Source organism: Proteiniphilum sp. X52 (assembly GCF_003712195.1).
Taxonomy (GTDB): Bacteria; Bacteroidota; Bacteroidia; order Bacteroidales; family Dysgonomonadaceae; genus Proteiniphilum.
Genome location: NZ_RDSD01000016.1, coordinates 48,566 through 63,844 on the forward strand (window position 1 = coordinate 48,566; position 15,279 = coordinate 63,844).

14 protein-coding genes are annotated in these 15,279 nt (G+C 46.9%); 6 read left to right on the forward strand and 8 right to left on the reverse strand.

What is annotated here, in order from left to right; genetic code table 11:
• Nucleotide 1: 1 nt before the first annotated feature.
• From D7D25_RS12550 to D7D25_RS12575, 6 genes are all read left to right on the forward strand, one after another.
• Nucleotides 2-1,261, forward strand: a complete 1,260-nt coding sequence (locus D7D25_RS12550) for a DUF6242 domain-containing protein (protein WP_122969302.1) — start codon at nt 2-4, stop codon at nt 1,259-1,261.
• Nucleotides 1,262-1,355: 94 nt separating this feature from the next.
• Entirely contained in the window at nt 1,356-2,063 is a 708-nt protein-coding gene (locus tag D7D25_RS12555; protein ID WP_122969349.1) for a DUF6089 family protein, read from the forward strand.
• Nucleotides 2,064-2,082: 19 nt separating this feature from the next.
• A complete protein-coding gene (locus D7D25_RS12560) occupies nt 2,083-2,832 on the forward strand; it encodes an isoprenyl transferase (protein ID WP_122969303.1) in 750 nt (249 codons plus the stop codon).
• A gap of 46 nt (nt 2,833-2,878) precedes the next feature.
• The gene (locus D7D25_RS12565) at nt 2,879-5,539 is read left to right on the forward strand and encodes an outer membrane protein assembly factor (RefSeq protein WP_122969304.1); all 2,661 of its coding nucleotides are present in this window, start codon (nt 2,879-2,881) and stop codon (nt 5,537-5,539) included.
• A 293-nt stretch (nt 5,540-5,832) separates the two neighbouring features.
• A complete protein-coding gene (locus D7D25_RS12570; RefSeq protein WP_122969305.1) occupies nt 5,833-6,348 on the forward strand; it encodes an OmpH family outer membrane protein in 516 nt (171 codons plus the stop codon).
• A gap of 67 nt (nt 6,349-6,415) precedes the next feature.
• Entirely contained in the window at nt 6,416-6,922 is a 507-nt protein-coding gene (locus D7D25_RS12575; protein WP_122969306.1) for an OmpH family outer membrane protein, read from the forward strand.
• Between the two features lie 80 nt (nt 6,923-7,002).
• Here the strand turns inward: D7D25_RS12575 and D7D25_RS12580 are convergent, their stop codons facing one another.
• The 8 genes from D7D25_RS12580 to D7D25_RS12615 form a co-directional block, all read right to left on the reverse strand.
• Nucleotides 7,003-8,148, reverse strand: coding sequence for a universal stress protein (locus tag D7D25_RS12580; RefSeq protein ID WP_122969307.1), 1,146 nt, complete (start codon nt 8,146-8,148; stop codon nt 7,003-7,005).
• 55 nt (nt 8,149-8,203) lie between these two features.
• On the reverse strand, nt 8,204-8,494 hold the full coding sequence (locus D7D25_RS12585; protein ID WP_122969308.1) for a DNA-binding protein: 291 nt from the start codon (nt 8,492-8,494) through the stop codon (nt 8,204-8,206).
• Nucleotides 8,495-8,630: 136 nt separating this feature from the next.
• The gene (locus tag D7D25_RS12590) at nt 8,631-9,329 is read right to left on the reverse strand and encodes a phosphatase PAP2 family protein (RefSeq protein WP_122969309.1); all 699 of its coding nucleotides are present in this window, start codon (nt 9,327-9,329) and stop codon (nt 8,631-8,633) included.
• Between the two features lie 40 nt (nt 9,330-9,369).
• Nucleotides 9,370-10,326: a tetratricopeptide repeat protein gene (locus D7D25_RS12595; RefSeq protein WP_122969310.1), complete on the reverse strand. Its 957-nt coding sequence runs from the start codon at nt 10,324-10,326 to the stop codon at nt 9,370-9,372.
• A 98-nt stretch (nt 10,327-10,424) separates the two neighbouring features.
• Nucleotides 10,425-12,266, reverse strand: a complete 1,842-nt coding sequence (locus tag D7D25_RS12600) for a BatD family protein (protein ID WP_122969350.1) — start codon at nt 12,264-12,266, stop codon at nt 10,425-10,427.
• A 120-nt stretch (nt 12,267-12,386) separates the two neighbouring features.
• A complete protein-coding gene (locus tag D7D25_RS12605) occupies nt 12,387-13,115 on the reverse strand; it encodes a tetratricopeptide repeat protein (RefSeq protein WP_255417295.1) in 729 nt (242 codons plus the stop codon).
• Between the two features lie 30 nt (nt 13,116-13,145).
• Nucleotides 13,146-14,168, reverse strand: a complete 1,023-nt coding sequence (locus tag D7D25_RS12610; protein WP_122969311.1) for a VWA domain-containing protein — start codon at nt 14,166-14,168, stop codon at nt 13,146-13,148.
• Between the two features lie 126 nt (nt 14,169-14,294).
• The gene (locus tag D7D25_RS12615) at nt 14,295-15,278 is read right to left on the reverse strand and encodes a VWA domain-containing protein (protein WP_122969312.1); all 984 of its coding nucleotides are present in this window, start codon (nt 15,276-15,278) and stop codon (nt 14,295-14,297) included.
• Nucleotide 15,279: the final 1 nt, after the last annotated feature.

Below are 15,279 nucleotides of genomic sequence, written 5' to 3' on the forward strand. Positions count from 1 at the left end.
TATGGAATACCCCACTGATCCGCAAATATATGCTATCTCCCTTACCTCCAAGACCGATACCACCAACCTGTTACCCGGAGTGGTTTTCACCATTGACCAAGTAAACGGGAAATTATACAACAAGGAACCGCTTCCCTACGGTTTTCACGTGGATAGCGCCATGCTAAAGCTTACAGGATCAACCAGTTGGGCTTTTTCAATGATAGATTTAACCCTCGATCCCGACAGCACCTATGCATGGAACGCGTCGGATTCAATCTCCATCGCCAGGTTACGCAAAATCAAGACTACGGCTCCCGATGGTGTCACGTCAAAAAATTATGATTTTCAACTGAACATATATCAGGAAGACCCATATATCCTCATTTGGGGAAAAATAGCAGGAAACTACCTCGGTTCACCGGTAGAAAATCAAACAACAATCATCTACAACAACCGGTTTTACACCTATTACAAGTCGGGAGAAGAGATGAAAGCAGTGTCCACCGCCATTTCCGAGACCCCACAGTGGGGAACAGTCAACCTGTCCGGCATACCCCACACTCTTCGCCTTTCGTCGCTTATCGTCTCCGGAGACATCATCTATGCTCTCGACGCGGCCACAGGCACTGTTTATCGATCGACCAACGGCGCCGACTGGAGTTGGGTGCAAACAGAGTACGAGGTGAAAGCCCTTTACGGCGAATTACCCTCATCAACCCCCGGCAATATTTTGCTGGCGGTAAGTCACGACGAAAAAATCAAGTTTGCCCGGGCAAACAACCATCTCTCTGATATGGTCCTGATGAACGACACACCAGCCAACATACCGGTAACGGATTTTTCATCGATAAAAGTGGAAAGCAGTACCTCTTATGCCAGCAAATTTATCTTCCTGTCTGGCGGAGCGACAACCCTTGGCACCTCCAATGACGATATCTGGCTGTTACAGGAAGACGGTGGGGTTATTAAATATATCAGGTCAAAAAGGCCGGCAGAAGGTGCAATGAAAGGAAGCAGCCTCTTTTTCTATGACGACAAGCCTTACCTGATTGCCACGTCAGCCGGAAAAAATCTGTTGATGTATTCAGACAATTATGGTGTGGATTGGATCACAGCAGGAGAAAACCAATCCTTTCCAGCCGACTTTGCGGGAAGGACTTATCCTTCCGTGGTTACCGACGCGAACAACAATATATGGATATTCGGCGGAATATCCTCATCCAATACTCCCCTAGTGGATATCTGGAAAGGCAGGCTCAATAAGTTTGCCCTGAATTGACAGGAAAAGCCACTTTTACGGGTAAAACAAGCCTTGTCCTGAACAATTTATGCGCTAAATTTGCGTTAGAGTTGAGACAAAAATGCTCAACAGTATGAAAATTGAAAGATCTGTCGTTGTCTCCCTTTTGGTAAGGGGTCTCTTCTTGATGGCACCTATCACAAATATCTGCGCTCAGGAATACAAGTACGAGATAGGAGGCGCTGCCGGCACTTCATTTTATATGGGCGATGCCAATAAGACCAAATTCTACCTCCATCCCGGAATAAGCGGGGGACTTTTGTTCCGGCACAACATCAATTTTCTCTGGAGTATCAAAAGCAATATATTTGCAGCCAATGTCTCAGGGAACAGTGACGACTCGGGCAACCGTTTTCCGTTTGCGCGGCAGGCTTCTTTTCAACGTACGCTGGCTGAGTTGGGCACACAGGTGGAGTTTAATTTTTTTCCGTATAGCGATAAGTACGCGTACCTCGGGACAAAACCCTATACTCCTTACCTGTTCACAGGGGTAGGCCTCACTTATGCCACCGGGGAGAAAACTTTTACTGGTGCGAACATCCCTTTGGGAATGGGATTTAAGTATAAATTAAAAAACAGGATGAATATCGGCATTGAGTTTTCAATGCGAAAACTCTTTGGCGACGATTTTGATGTTACTGAAAAAACCACCGGATGGAATTTGGACACTCCTTTCGGCATTAAAAGCAGCTTCCTTAAGAACAGGGACTGGTATTCATTCACAATAATTTTTCTGACATGGGAATTCGGCATGCGTGAAGATCCCTGTCACGGGAATTAACCATTCAGACATAAAGAAGATGTCATTGATTGACAAGATAGACAAAAACCGCCTTCCTGCCCACATTGCCATCATCATGGATGGCAACGGTCGATGGGCAAAAACCAGAGGATTGGAGCGAGGCGAAGGACATAGAGAAGGAGTGAGTGCGATAAGAAGAGTCGTGGAGGCTGCATCGAAAGCGTCGATACAGTATCTCACGCTCTATGCCTTCTCCACAGAAAACTGGAGACGTCCCAGCGAAGAGGTGAGGGGATTGATGGATTTGATGGTGTATGCCGTCTCCAAGGAGACCGCCGATCTGAAGAAGAATGGGGTCCGGATCCGCTCCATCGGCGATATGGAGCGACTTCCCGAATATGCCCGCACCGCGCTGGAAGAATGTGTCAGAGAAACGGCAGGAGGAACAGGGCTTACTTTAGTGCTTGCTTTAAGTTACTCATCTAAATGGGAACTCACTACGGCTGCTAAAAAGATGGCCGCAGACGTGGTGAAAGGGGTTTTACAGGAAGGGGATATTGATGAAGGAACATTCAGCGGTTATCTCACCACCGGTGATATCCCTGATCCCGACCTGCTGATAAGAACCGGAGGCGAGCAACGGATAAGCAATTTTTTGTTGTGGCAATGCGCCTATGCGGAATTTTATTTTACCGGCACTTTCTGGCCCGATTTTGGGGAAGATGCTTTATACGAAGCAATTATCGAATATCAGAGGCGGGAAAGAAGATACGGCAAAACCAGTGAACAAATAGAGAGTGAACAATAACAGTTCTCCACTGAAAAAGAGAGTCAGAGAAAAGAAAAATATCACAATGTCGAAGAGAATAGCTTATTTACTTCTGTTATTTATCATGCTGTCGCAGTTTGTGTCAATGGCACAATCCAATGACACCATTCCCTCGTCTACTCCGAGTCCACCCACCGTGAACTATACGGCCACCCCAAAAAAATATTACATAGCCGATATCGATGTTACGGGTGTGGAAGGCACCATGTATGAGGAGCAGAAGTTTACCCTCGTGGGTTTTTCGGGGTTGGCGAAAGGACAGCAGATACAAATCCCCGGTGATGAACTATCCAATGTCGTCAAAAAATTCTGGCGGCACGGGCTCTTTTCAGATATAAAAATATTACAGACCCGGGTAGAGGGTGACAGCGTCTGGCTGGAGATACGTCTGACCGACCGGCCGCGGGTAAGTGATATCCGCTATATCGGCATGAGGAAGGGTGAACAGGATGATATTGAGAAAAAATTAGGTGTTGTCAAAGGGAACCAGATCACTCCACCGCAGATATCCCGCGCGGAGATGATCATCAAAAGTTTCTTCTCGGAAAAAGGGTTCGGCGACGCGGAAGTGAGAATTATGCAGCGGCCTGATCCCGCACAAAAAAACCAGGTAATATTGGAAATTGAGGTCGATAAAAAGGAAAAGCTGAAGGTAAACAGAATCAATATCACGGGGAACGAAGCGCTTTCAGACCGCAAATTGAAATGGGCAATGAAGAAAACCAACGAGAAGGGAAAGCTGATCAACCTGTTCCGTTCCAAAAAATTTGTGGAAGACCTGTATAAGGAAGACAAGAACAACCTCATCTGGAAATATCACGAAGAGGGGTACCGTGACGCGGAAATCATCAGTGACTCGGTTTACAAACATGACGAAAAAACGGTAAACATAGATATTGTACTCGAAGAAGGGCCGTTGTACCATATCCGCTCCATCAATTGGGTGGGAAATACTCATTATCCCTCTTCTCAACTGGAACAACTGCTGAATATGTCTTCAGGAGATGTCTATAACCAGAAGAAATTACAGGAAAGGCTGACCTCCGATGAAGACGCGGCAGTCAACCTCTACCAGAATAACGGTTATTTGTTCTCCCGCATAGATCCGGTGGAGATCAATATCGAAAACGATTCGGTAGACCTCGAACTCCGCGTGGTAGAAGGCCCCAAAGCCACGATCAAGCGGGTGATCATCCAGGGGAACGACCGCCTCTATGAAGATATCATCCGTCGTGAGCTGAGGACAAAACCGGGTACCGTATTCAGTAAAGAAGACCTCCTTCGTTCCGTACGTGAGATCGCGCAGACAGGACACTTCGATCCCGAAGCCCTCTCGGCCGACATCTCGGGGGGGATCAATCCCAATCCTGAGGACGGCACCGTGGATATTACTTATCCCTTAACATCAAAGGGGAACGACCAGGTAGAATTTTCAGCCGGATGGGGTGTGACAGGACTGGTAGGAAAACTCAGCTTACGTCTGAATAACTTCTCGCTGCAAAATCTGTTGAACCCCTCGATGCGCAGAGGTATCATCCCCCAGGGAGAGGGACAGACACTGGTGTTGAGCGCGCAGACCAACGGACGCTATTATCAATCTTACCAGTTTCAGTTTATTGAACCCTGGTTTGGCGGGAAAAGGCCCAACAACCTATCATTCAGCGCCTACTATTCGAGAATGACCGGGATGAACGAGCGGTATTACAGCCAGAACCTTTACAACAATCCCTATATGTATGGATATCCCTACTACGGTTACGGAAGTTATGGCGGCTATGGTAGTGGATATTACCAGGATGCGATGGAGTACAGCTACGACCCCAATCAGGTATTCAATATGGTGGGAGTTTCCATGGGATACGGAAAAAGGCTCGCATGGCCCGACGATTATTTTCAATTTATGGCGGAGTTAGGCTACCAACTCTACAGTTTGAAAAACTGGAGGTATAACTATTTTCCTTTCCAGACAGGGAATAGCAACAGTGTCACACTCGGCTTGACACTCTCGCGCATCTCTACCGACAGCCCTATCTACACACGGGTCGGCTCTCAATTCACTTTAAGCGTCAGCGCGACCCCTCCTTTCTCGTTGTGGGATGGCAACAACTACGCCGATATGGCTGACACCAACCCGGCAAAATACAGATGGAACGAATATCACAAATGGAAATTGAAAGTACGCACTTTCACGCCGCTGACTCCATTGACCGTCAAAAGAACACCGGTAATGGCAACCAGGGCTGAGTTCGGCGTATTGGGGCACTACAACAAAAATAAACAGACTCCTTTTGAAACATTCGATGTGGGTGGTGACGGAATGACGGGTTATACCACTACCTTCGCTACCGAAAACATAGCGTTGCGCGGATATGAAAACAACTCGATCGCGCAGCAGGCCCGCGCCTATACTCGTCTTGGACTGGAATTACGCTATCCGTTTATTCTGGAACCCAACTCCACTATCTATGGAGTGGCATTCCTCGAAGCGGGAAATGCGTGGTGGCAAGTCAAAGATATCAATCCTTTCGATCTGAAACGTTCCGCGGGTGTGGGAGCACGTATCTTCCTACCCATGATCGGATTGATGGGAATCGACTGGGCTTATGGGTTCGACACAGTATACGGCCGTGGGACAAGAGAGAGAGGTGGCAGCCAATTCCACTTTATTATCGGACAGGAATTCTAATCCACTATCTGAAAAACGGAGGAGTGAAGTCACTGAAAAACTTGTCGTTCAGGGAGAATTTCAAACTGACCCGACAATGTTTAACATAATTTATTAAGATACCTGTAAACGTTTCACCTATCAGAGCGTCATTATATTCGGTAGTTATTCACATGCAGTGGCAATTCAGTTGGGATTCATAATTATTTGATGATAACGCGGGAAATAGAGCGTAGCTGAACAATGAGAGCGAAGCAAACGAATAAAAACCAATAACCGATTTGTATAACGTATATGGCAAAAAATAAGATTATATGAAGAAAACACTTTTTTTAATAGGGATATTCATGGCGATGGCAGTGGGGAGCACCTATGCTCAGCAGAGGTACGCACTGATAGATATGGAGTACATACTGAAAAGGATTCCCGCCTATGAAAGCGCCAACAAGCAACTCGAGTCATTCTCAAATCAGTGGCAGAGAGAAGTAGACAAAGAGGTGGAAACTGTCGACGCAATGTATAAAAAGTATCAGGCTGATTTAGCGTTCCTGGCAGGAAATGAAAAAACCAAACGGGAAAACGAAATTGTGGCAAAAGAGAATGCCATCCAGGAACTCAGGAATAAATATTTCGGGCCTAAGGGTGAGTTATTCAAAAAGCAGGAAGAACTGATCAAGCCCATACAGGATGATATCTATGAAGCGGTCAAGGCAGTTTCCACCGAATCGGGCTATACTATCGTGGTAGACAGGGCTTCCGCTACTTCGATCATTTTTGCTTCTCCCAGCATTGATATCAGTGATCAGGTACTCTCAAGGTTAGGTTATTAAAAAAAATAGATTAACTTTGTAGCCGATTTTTTATCGAATTACCCACTAAAAAATAGAAATAGTAATCATGTTAAAGAAATTATTGATTTTGTGTATTGCTTTGGCTCCATTGGCAGCCATGGCCCAAGAAGTGAAAATCGCCACAGTAAATGTGCAGGAGATTTTTGCAGCTATGCCCGAACTTTCCGGCATTGAGAATCAACTTTCTAGCAAGCAGGATGAGATCAGAAAAAATATCCAGGCATTGCAAGATGAATACTCAAAGAAACTGGAAGAGTTTGAGAAGAGCCCGGCAGTATCTGAAGCAGGAAAACAAGACCAGCAAAAACAAATAATCCAGTTGGAGGAGAGATACCAGACTTATATGCAGAATGGGCAGCAGGAGTTGAATCAATTGCAACAGAAACTGCTTGAACCCATAAATAGAAAGATTTTTGATGCTATTAAAGCTGTAGGAGATGAAAACAAATACGCGTTTGTCTATGATATCTCCTCCATGCAATCACCCATCGTTTATTTTACCCCTTCGGCCGTGGATATTACACCGCAGGTAAAAACAAAACTGGGTCTCTGATATAAAACGATTAATAAGATAAATTCCCCAAAAGGAAAAGGGTTCCTCGCACGAGGAACCCTTTTCCTTTTGGGTATAGTTTACATCCCCTTTATCACCAATAATGGTGTATCGGAATGGAATAACATCCGCCTTGCGATTCCGGGATTGAATATCCGCGCGAAAATATTACGCCGCGAACTCGACAAGGATATCATGTCAACATTGTGTGCCTCTGCAAACTTATCAAGTGCCTCTTCCAATCCCTCGTTCTGGTCGATCAACCTATATTCGATCTGAAGGTGCGGATAGAGGTCGGAAAACCGTTTCTGTACGCCTGACAGTTTGATTTCGTTCCACACGTCCTCCTTCTTGGCGATATGGGCCAGATAGACTTTTACCGGATAAGGTCTCAGGAACTTCATCATGATATCGAACGCCTTAAACTCACGCTCTTGGAAGTTGGTAAGAAAAACAATCGTCTTCATTTCCGAAAGGCCCCTTATCTTGGCTCCTTCCGGAATAGCGAAAACAGGTGTCTTACATCCTTCCATCACTTCAGCGGTGACACTTCCAATAAGATCCAGTTCCTTGGCATTTTTTCCTCTTGTCCCCATCACGATAGCAGTGGGACGCATCTTCTTAGAGTAGGAGATAATCTCCTCCTCAGGCAGACCTTCCACCAGGGCGGTCCGGTAAGACACCTCCGGTATTGATCCGGAAGCAATTCTGTTCTCAACCTTCTCCACCAGACTCTGCATCTCTCTTTCCGTCCTGTTTCTCACATCCTGAAACAGATCTTTATCTGTCGTCTGCAAGGTAAAAGTATCTCCAAAAGGAACAGATGCCGGATAAAAAGGAGTAAAGAAAGCATGGAGCAATTTTACTTTACAATCCAGATCACGTGCCAAACGAAATCCGAATTCACATGCAACCAGGGAATAATCGGAAAAATCGACCGGAATGAGAATCTCTTTCTTTGTTTTATTCTGATCTTTCTCCTCCATGTTTGAGGTAAAATCCACCTCTTCAATGATTTGGAGTGCTCTGGGAAGATCACTCTCATTGATGCGTACACGGACATTTCCTGGCACTACCGGATCGATCAGCTTTATACCGTGTATGACCGCCGGAATTCCCTCTGACTCAAGGATCGATTTTAATATATGCGCTTTCTCATACGTATGGATGGCAACGGTAACCAGCTTTTCGTCGTATGAACTGCTGTTTTTTTCATCCTTTCCCATACAATTATCATTTTTGGGGCATTGAAGGAACGGTTTTCTCCAATGCCAGTGTTTGTTATTGCTCCACTTCGTTTTGCACCGGATTGGGCTCAGGATAATCCTTCAGGCCAAGAATACTCAGTGCCTTATCGAAGATCGTAGTATCATCAAGGACCACAATGCCGCCATTGGGGCCCGGTTCAATATGTATTCCCACACTTCCGCCTTCCTTGTAATTGTACCCACCAAAATAATTCCTCACGGTTTCGGGTTTCATATCCAATTCCTCGGCTATCCGGTGGATACTACCGTCAGGGAGTTTGTCTTTCAGCTCTCTCAACTCGTTAAAAGTGATTGTTCTTGCCATGGCTTTTTATTTTTTATATTAATACTACATTTTGGTAATCAATTTATGCCATAAACATACACAAAAAAACAGAGAAACCCAATTTTTTGTGTGAAAATCTTTATGAAAATCTTCAGTCTCTATTGTTATAACATCTTCAATGGGGTAAAGTTGCCAAAAAAGGGCTAAAAATAGTAATCATGACCAGATATAAAATGATAAAAGCGGCCAGTATCGTTCCCTCTTTCTTACCATAAGCGCTCTGTCTTCGGGATGAGGGAGGATGAACAATGGTTTTTCTCAACGCCGTGTAAATGCCATACAAGAGAAATGCCAGAAGGGTACCCACAATCATTCCAGCCAGGATATCGGAAATAAAATGCACTCCCAGGTAGATCCGGGTATAACTGTTGATCATGGCCCATAGCAATGTGCTGAGTGTGACCAAGCGGTTCCGGAATACCAATGAGAGGAACACGGCCAGCCCGAAACTGTTGGTGGCATGTCCGGAAATAAAGCCGTATCTACCGCCTCTATAGCCATTCATAATATCCACCATATCCCTGAAATCGGGATGATGGGTAGGACGAAAACGCTCAAAAAAGGGTTTAAAAAACGAGGACGATATCTGATCTGTCGCCACAAACAAAAGAATGAAAAAAAGGGTGACAAGAATTGCCTCGTTCCGGCGCGCGCGGTGAAAAAAGAGAAAAAGGATAAAAAGGAACAGCGGGATCCAGATAAACCGACCACTGATTGTCCACATCACATTATCCAAAAACAGCGAGTCGCTGCCATTCATGGCAAAAAAGAGATCGCGCTCCAAAGGGAGTAGACTCTCCACAAATTCTCTCATATTTATTTAGAACTAAGAAATTAGAAATAAGAAGTTGGATTTAAATGACTTCCACATCCTGTTGCTGTATCCAGCCTACGCTGCCATCGGGAATCTGAATTTCGAACCAGTTGCCATCCCTGTTTCTGATCTTCACCTTGGTTCCTTCATGCAATTCAAAAAGTTGATTACTGCCGGTATCGGGCGAGGTATTGACTGTGGCCGCCCCCGCCATCACAATAGCGGCATCCCCGCGGGTACGTTCCCTCTTCTGACTAAAAGCAAAGATATTTGCCGCAATCATCAACAGGAACAGCGCGATACCTGCATAAAAGGCGGTTTTCCTCGCCCAAAGCAGGCGAATAAAAAGATACACGGCCGCACAAACCAGAAACAAGATGAAAAATATAATACCTGTGACAGCCCATTGATTGGAGCTAAACAGATTCCTCACACCTCTGAACCAGTTTTCAAGAAAGAGATCGGCAGCCGTGTCGATACGATCTACGGTGCGGTTCCGGGCAAACCGGAGGTTATGGCGGATATCACCATCACCGGGATCAAGAAGCAATGCCCTCTCGTAACAGAGGATCGCTTTTCCCAGTTGATTATCGCGGAAATAGGCGTTCCCAAGGTTATAATAGAGTTGCGCCGACACCCTGTCTTCAGCCATTTCCTGGGCAATAAGTTCCTCATAAAGCGTTATACTTTCCTTATAGTCCTGGGCACGGTACGCCTGGGCGGCGGCCTCCCGCGCATCGTCCGATACCGCTGCCGAAGGGGTTGCCGCTGCCGTATTGGCTGTCCGCGGGAGAGTATCACCCACCATCTCCTGTCCCATAGCCACCTCCGCACCACCACAAAGGATCAGTGTGAAAATCAACGTTTTCGTTAAGTAAGGACAGGACAACTGGCGCCAAGCTGAAACCCACGACCCAAACTTGTTTGGATGGTGGTGAGCCGCCAAGGAAGCCGAATGTGGAAAACGGCGAATGAAATTGAATATATCCCGTATCATATTATATCTCTTCGATTTGCAAATTAACTGATTTCCAGATTAGCTGATCATAACCGCATCAACCCGTCATCACATCATCAAGCCATCAAATTATCACATCATTTTCCCGCTTTCCGCAGCCTGTTTTCCATCTCTTCGATCGCCTTCATCGTGTCGTTATAAATCCGATCCATTTCAGCATTGCTTTCGGCAGGGGCATATCGCGCAAATTCGCAGGTGTTCAGGATTTCAATAAACCTGCCTGCCAACTCTTCACTGATACCTTTTCGCGAGAGTTCTTCTTCGATATTGTTTCTTGAAAGGCGTGCCAACGGTATGGAAAGCTTATCGCTGAAATATCCCCAGATAGCACGGAGTACTTCATCATAGAAGTGCTCCTTATCCTGCTCTTTGAGATATCTGTTTGCTGTTTTTAACCGCTTGATAGCCGTCTTATTCGCTTTCCGGGTACGCATCAACGCTACATTGGCATTTTCCCGCGCCTGCTTCTGGTTAATTATGTATAACACAATCAATAGAATTAGCGGGATCAAATACCACAACCAGTAGTTCAACGAGCCCACAAAAAAGGCGGTTGTGGAAAGATAAGCCGGCTCACCTGTCTTCAGGAAACGGATATCCTGCTCTACCCTCACATCCTGGCGGTTTACAAAGGTGCTTACCGCGCTGCTGCCCGGATCCCCTTTCGCTATCCGCAACTTCTGCTCGGGCATGGACAGTGTTTCATACCTGTTCTTGGTCGGATCAAAATAGGTGAATTCCACGGCCGGGATAGTATAGGATCCTTCATAGCGCGGGATAGCCATATATTCTATCTTTCTGATCCCGGTCAACCCGTTCGTAGTCACATTCAATGAGTTCGTGACCGTAGGGTCATATACCTCGAAATTGCTTGGAAAGTCTATTTCGGGATTCCGGATCAGTTTCATATTTCCTGTACCCGATATTTCCAATGTCACGGTGATCGCTTCATTGGCCTTTACTTCTGTGGAATTGATGCCGGATTTCAATGTGAAGGCACCTACCGCATTGGCGTAACTGGGAGGGCGGTTTGCCGGAAGAGGTTTCACGTTGATCGATAAAGGATTTGTAACCAACTCTTTTTTCACATCCACCATCACCTCCTGGGTACCGAAGAAGGTGGAGACTCTCCTCCCCGAGGGGACTGAAAAGACCATCTCCAGGCTCCCGCGGGGAATGGATATCTGTCCCGAGCGTTGAGGGAACAGCAATGTCTTGCGAAGATCCGCCGTGAAATAATTCCTTCCATTGAATCTCTCCAACTGTAATTGCTGGTTCGACGGGAGTTCAACCTCTTCCACCATAAAACCCTCGAATTCGGGGAACTGTATCTTTCCGAAATTGACCACGTTCAATGTGGTATAAAGTCGGAATGTAACGGTAAACCCCTCCTGTTCATAGGGATCGTTCTTGGAAACAATGGCCCTGATAAAGGCCTCATCAGCCGAAACGGTGGCCGTCCCCTTGCCGGAGGAGCGTTCCTCGCCGCGACTTCCACCCGCGGAAGAGCTCCGCGACGATGACTCATCGGGAGGAAGCACTTCTATTTGCAGGGAATTGGATTCGTAATTACTCCCTCCTACCTTGATCAATGCGGGGGGAATGGTGAATTTCCCCGTTTTTTTCGCCATCAGGATATAAGTATAGGTGACGGAACTGTGGGAAGTGGTTTTTCCGTTTATTATCTGCTGGCTGGAGCTGGTGGTTGTGGTAGGGCCAAATAGAATGTCGAAATCGGGAAGATCGGGTACGCGCAGATCCTTCCCCACTTCATTCGTCAAGATGAAACTCAGCCTGAACTGTTCCCCCTCAACCACCGCCGCCGGCGCGGAAGCCTTGAACGTCACCTGTCCGAATGCCTTGCCGCCACCGGTAAGTAACACAGCGAAAAGAAGAAAAAATATATAGATACGCTTCATAGGGCTTATTTCATTTTTCATTCTCCGTTTTTCATTCTTCATTCTTCATTCTTCACTCTTCATTCTTCACTCTTCACTCTATCGACTCATTGGCATATTCGCACATTCATCAATTATTTTTCACCAGTTTTTATTGTTCCTTCTGTTATTTTCAGCACGCTCCTCTCTTTCCTTAGCCCTTATCTGTTGAACCTTCTCCTGGGTTTCCCGCTCATCCTGTTCGATTGCCTGGAGCAATTGTCGGGCATTGTCACTTGACATCTGCTCCGGCTGTTCGGGTTGTTCCGCGCGTTGTTCCCTATCCTGTTCATTCTGCCGCGGCTGTTCCTGCTGTTGCTGTTCTTGTTGTTGCTCCTGCTGATCCTCCTGCTGATCCTGGTTCCCTCCGCCCTGATCCTCCTGGTCCTGAATCATTTTCTGCACTACCGCCAGGTTGTATCGGGCTTCATCATCCCCGGGATTTAACCGTAACGCCATTTTATAGGCCTCTATCGAGCCTTGCAACTCTTTCTTTTGCAGCATCGCGTTCCCTATATTGTGCCACGCGGCGGAGGCTTCCAACGGTTTCTCCTGTTCGAGTGAAATATAGTGATTATATTTTTCAATGGCCTGGTCCCACTCTTTTTGCCGGTAAAGGGCATTCCCCAGGTTAAAATTCGCTTCTTTGGAGGCAGCATTTTCTTCTACCGCATTTTCGTAGAACCTGGCCGCGTCGGAGAATTTTTCCTGCCGGTACTCCTTATTCCCCTTGCGGATGTTCTTCCGGACATCTTTTTGCGCGGAGACAGCTACAGGCAGGATCATCCCCGCCAAGAAACACAGGAGATATCTTTTAATGGATACTTTCATTTGATTTTTCAACTTTACCACTTTACCACTTTATTCAAACACCCTCACATTCCTGAACAGTGGATTTTTCTTGTCATATACAACTATTTCCAGCAACAGGATCACCAACAGTATCCATGCGAGTAACGAAAATTTCTCGTCATACTCCGAATAGGTGAGGCTGGTAGTCTTGCCTGTCTGCAACTCATCGAGTTGTGTTTCCAACGCCCGGATAGCACTGTTCGAGTTATCGGCACGGACATAAAATCCCCCTCCACTCTGAGCTATCTCCATCGCTATCTGTTCATTCAGGCGGGAGACCACCACATTGCCTTCCGCATCGGTCATGAAATTGCTTCCATATTCAGTGGCGGGTATGGGCGAACCCTCCGGGGAACCGATCCCGACCAGATTAATCATCACTCCTGCTTTTGCCGCTTCCGCGGCAATATCGACGGCACTTCCCCCATGATCTTCACCATCGGTTATGATCACCATCGCCTTACTCATCTCCTGGTCACCGGAGAAGCAGCTCATGCCGAGGCTGATTGCCTGTCCGATGGCAGTGCCCTGTATGGGAACCAAGCTCGGATCGATGGTGTTGAGGAAAATTTTCGCCGACTGGGTATCCGATGTCAGGGGCATTTGCACATACGCCTCCCCGGCGAACACGATCAGTGCCACCTTATCATTCCTGCGCAGGTCGATCAGTCTCGACAGGATCTGCTTAGCCCGCGCGAGTCGATTCGGTGACACGTCTTCAGCCAACATCGAATTGGACACGTCAATGGCAATCACCAATTCAATCCCCTCTTTTTCAACTGTTTCCACCTTTGTGCCGAATTGAGGACGGGCAATCATAAATATGCCGGCACATAATGCCGCAAAGATCAACCAGAATTTCAGGTAGGAACGTTTCAGGGATAGTTCGGGCATCATCATCTTCAGCGTGGAGAGATTGCCCAATTTTTGGACATCCTTGCGTTTCCTGATGTTCAGATAGATGTACACCGCCAGCAACAGGGGCATGGCGAAGAACAACCACAAATATTCCGGATTTCCGAATCTAAACATTTCCTATTTTTATATTGTATCCCACTATTACCAATCAATTGTTCCGCTTCGGGGAATCCATTCCCGTTCGGCAAAGCCTCTTCTCACTATCCTCTATCCACTATTCACTTTTCATTGTTCACTTTCTTATGGCACGCTCCTCAGCCACGTCCTTCGCAACAACAACTCCAAGAGTATCAATCCCAAGGCAGCCAGCGCGAAGGGGAGGAATAATTCCTTACGCCGCGTCACATTCTGCACACTGATCAGGTACTTCTCCATCTCGTCGATCTCATCATATACCTGACGGAGCCCTTCGGTATCCTGCGCGCGGAAATATTGCCCGCCGGTCATCGCGGCAATTTCAGTCAGTGTCTTCTCGTCGATGTCCACCCGCATGTTCTGCATCCTGATCCCGTAGGGCGTATTCATAGGGGTGGGCGCCATCCCTTTGGTTCCCACACCCACTGTGTAGACGCGGATACCATAGGAGCGCGCCAGGTCGGCAGCGGTAAGCGGAGCGATCTGGCCACTGTTATTGGTGCCATCGGTAAGCAGGATCACCACCCGCGACTCCGATCCGCTATCTTTCAGCCTGTTCACCGAAGTAGCCAACCCCAGTCCGATGGCCGTGCCATCCTCTATCATTCCGAACTCTATCTCGTTGAGCAGGTTCAATAATACTTTATGGTCGGTGGTAAGCGGGCATTGCGTAAAACTCTCGCCGGCAAAGATCACCAATCCTATATTGTCATTGGGGCGGTCGGTAATAAATTCAGCCGCCACCTTCTTTGCCGCCTGCAAGCGATCGGGCTGCAAATCCTGCGCAAGCATGGATCCCGACACATCGAGCGCCATCACAATATCTATACCTTGTGTCTCGGTCTCTTCCCAACGGTTAACCGATTGGGGACGGGCGATCACCACGATGACCAGTGCAATGGAGATCAGCCGCAAGGCAAACGGAAGGTGCCGCATATAGACCCTGAGATCCGATTTCATTCCGCCAAAAGCGCTTGTTGAGGCCAATTTGAATGAAGCCTGTGTCTTCGACAGGCGCAGCACATACCACACCATCAGCGGGATAATCAGCAGCAACAGATATAGGTATTCAGGATGCAGAAATTCCATT

Coding starts and splice junctions, on each gene's coding strand:
- D7D25_RS12590 (WP_122969309.1), bottom strand. CDS start 9,329: ATGAGAGAATTTGTGGAGAGTCTACTCCCTTTGGAGCGCGATCTCTTT.
- D7D25_RS12560 (WP_122969303.1), top strand. CDS start 2,083: ATGTCATTGATTGACAAGATAGACAAAAACCGCCTTCCTGCCCACATT.
- D7D25_RS12550 (WP_122969302.1), top strand. CDS start 2: ATGGAATACCCCACTGATCCGCAAATATATGCTATCTCCCTTACCTCC.
- D7D25_RS12555 (WP_122969349.1), top strand. CDS start 1,356: ATGAAAATTGAAAGATCTGTCGTTGTCTCCCTTTTGGTAAGGGGTCTC.
- D7D25_RS12610 (WP_122969311.1), bottom strand. CDS start 14,168: ATGTTTAGATTCGGAAATCCGGAATATTTGTGGTTGTTCTTCGCCATG.
- D7D25_RS12565 (WP_122969304.1), top strand. CDS start 2,879: ATGTCGAAGAGAATAGCTTATTTACTTCTGTTATTTATCATGCTGTCG.
- D7D25_RS12605 (WP_255417295.1), bottom strand. CDS start 13,115: ATGAAAGTATCCATTAAAAGATATCTCCTGTGTTTCTTGGCGGGGATG.
- D7D25_RS12570 (WP_122969305.1), top strand. CDS start 5,833: ATGAAGAAAACACTTTTTTTAATAGGGATATTCATGGCGATGGCAGTG.
- D7D25_RS12615 (WP_122969312.1), bottom strand. CDS start 15,278: ATGGAATTTCTGCATCCTGAATACCTATATCTGTTGCTGCTGATTATC.
- D7D25_RS12585 (WP_122969308.1), bottom strand. CDS start 8,494: ATGGCAAGAACAATCACTTTTAACGAGTTGAGAGAGCTGAAAGACAAA.
- D7D25_RS12580 (WP_122969307.1), bottom strand. CDS start 8,148: ATGGGAAAGGATGAAAAAAACAGCAGTTCATACGACGAAAAGCTGGTT.
- D7D25_RS12600 (WP_122969350.1), bottom strand. CDS start 12,266: ATGAAGCGTATCTATATATTTTTTCTTCTTTTCGCTGTGTTACTTACC.
- D7D25_RS12575 (WP_122969306.1), top strand. CDS start 6,416: ATGTTAAAGAAATTATTGATTTTGTGTATTGCTTTGGCTCCATTGGCA.
- D7D25_RS12595 (WP_122969310.1), bottom strand. CDS start 10,326: ATGATACGGGATATATTCAATTTCATTCGCCGTTTTCCACATTCGGCT.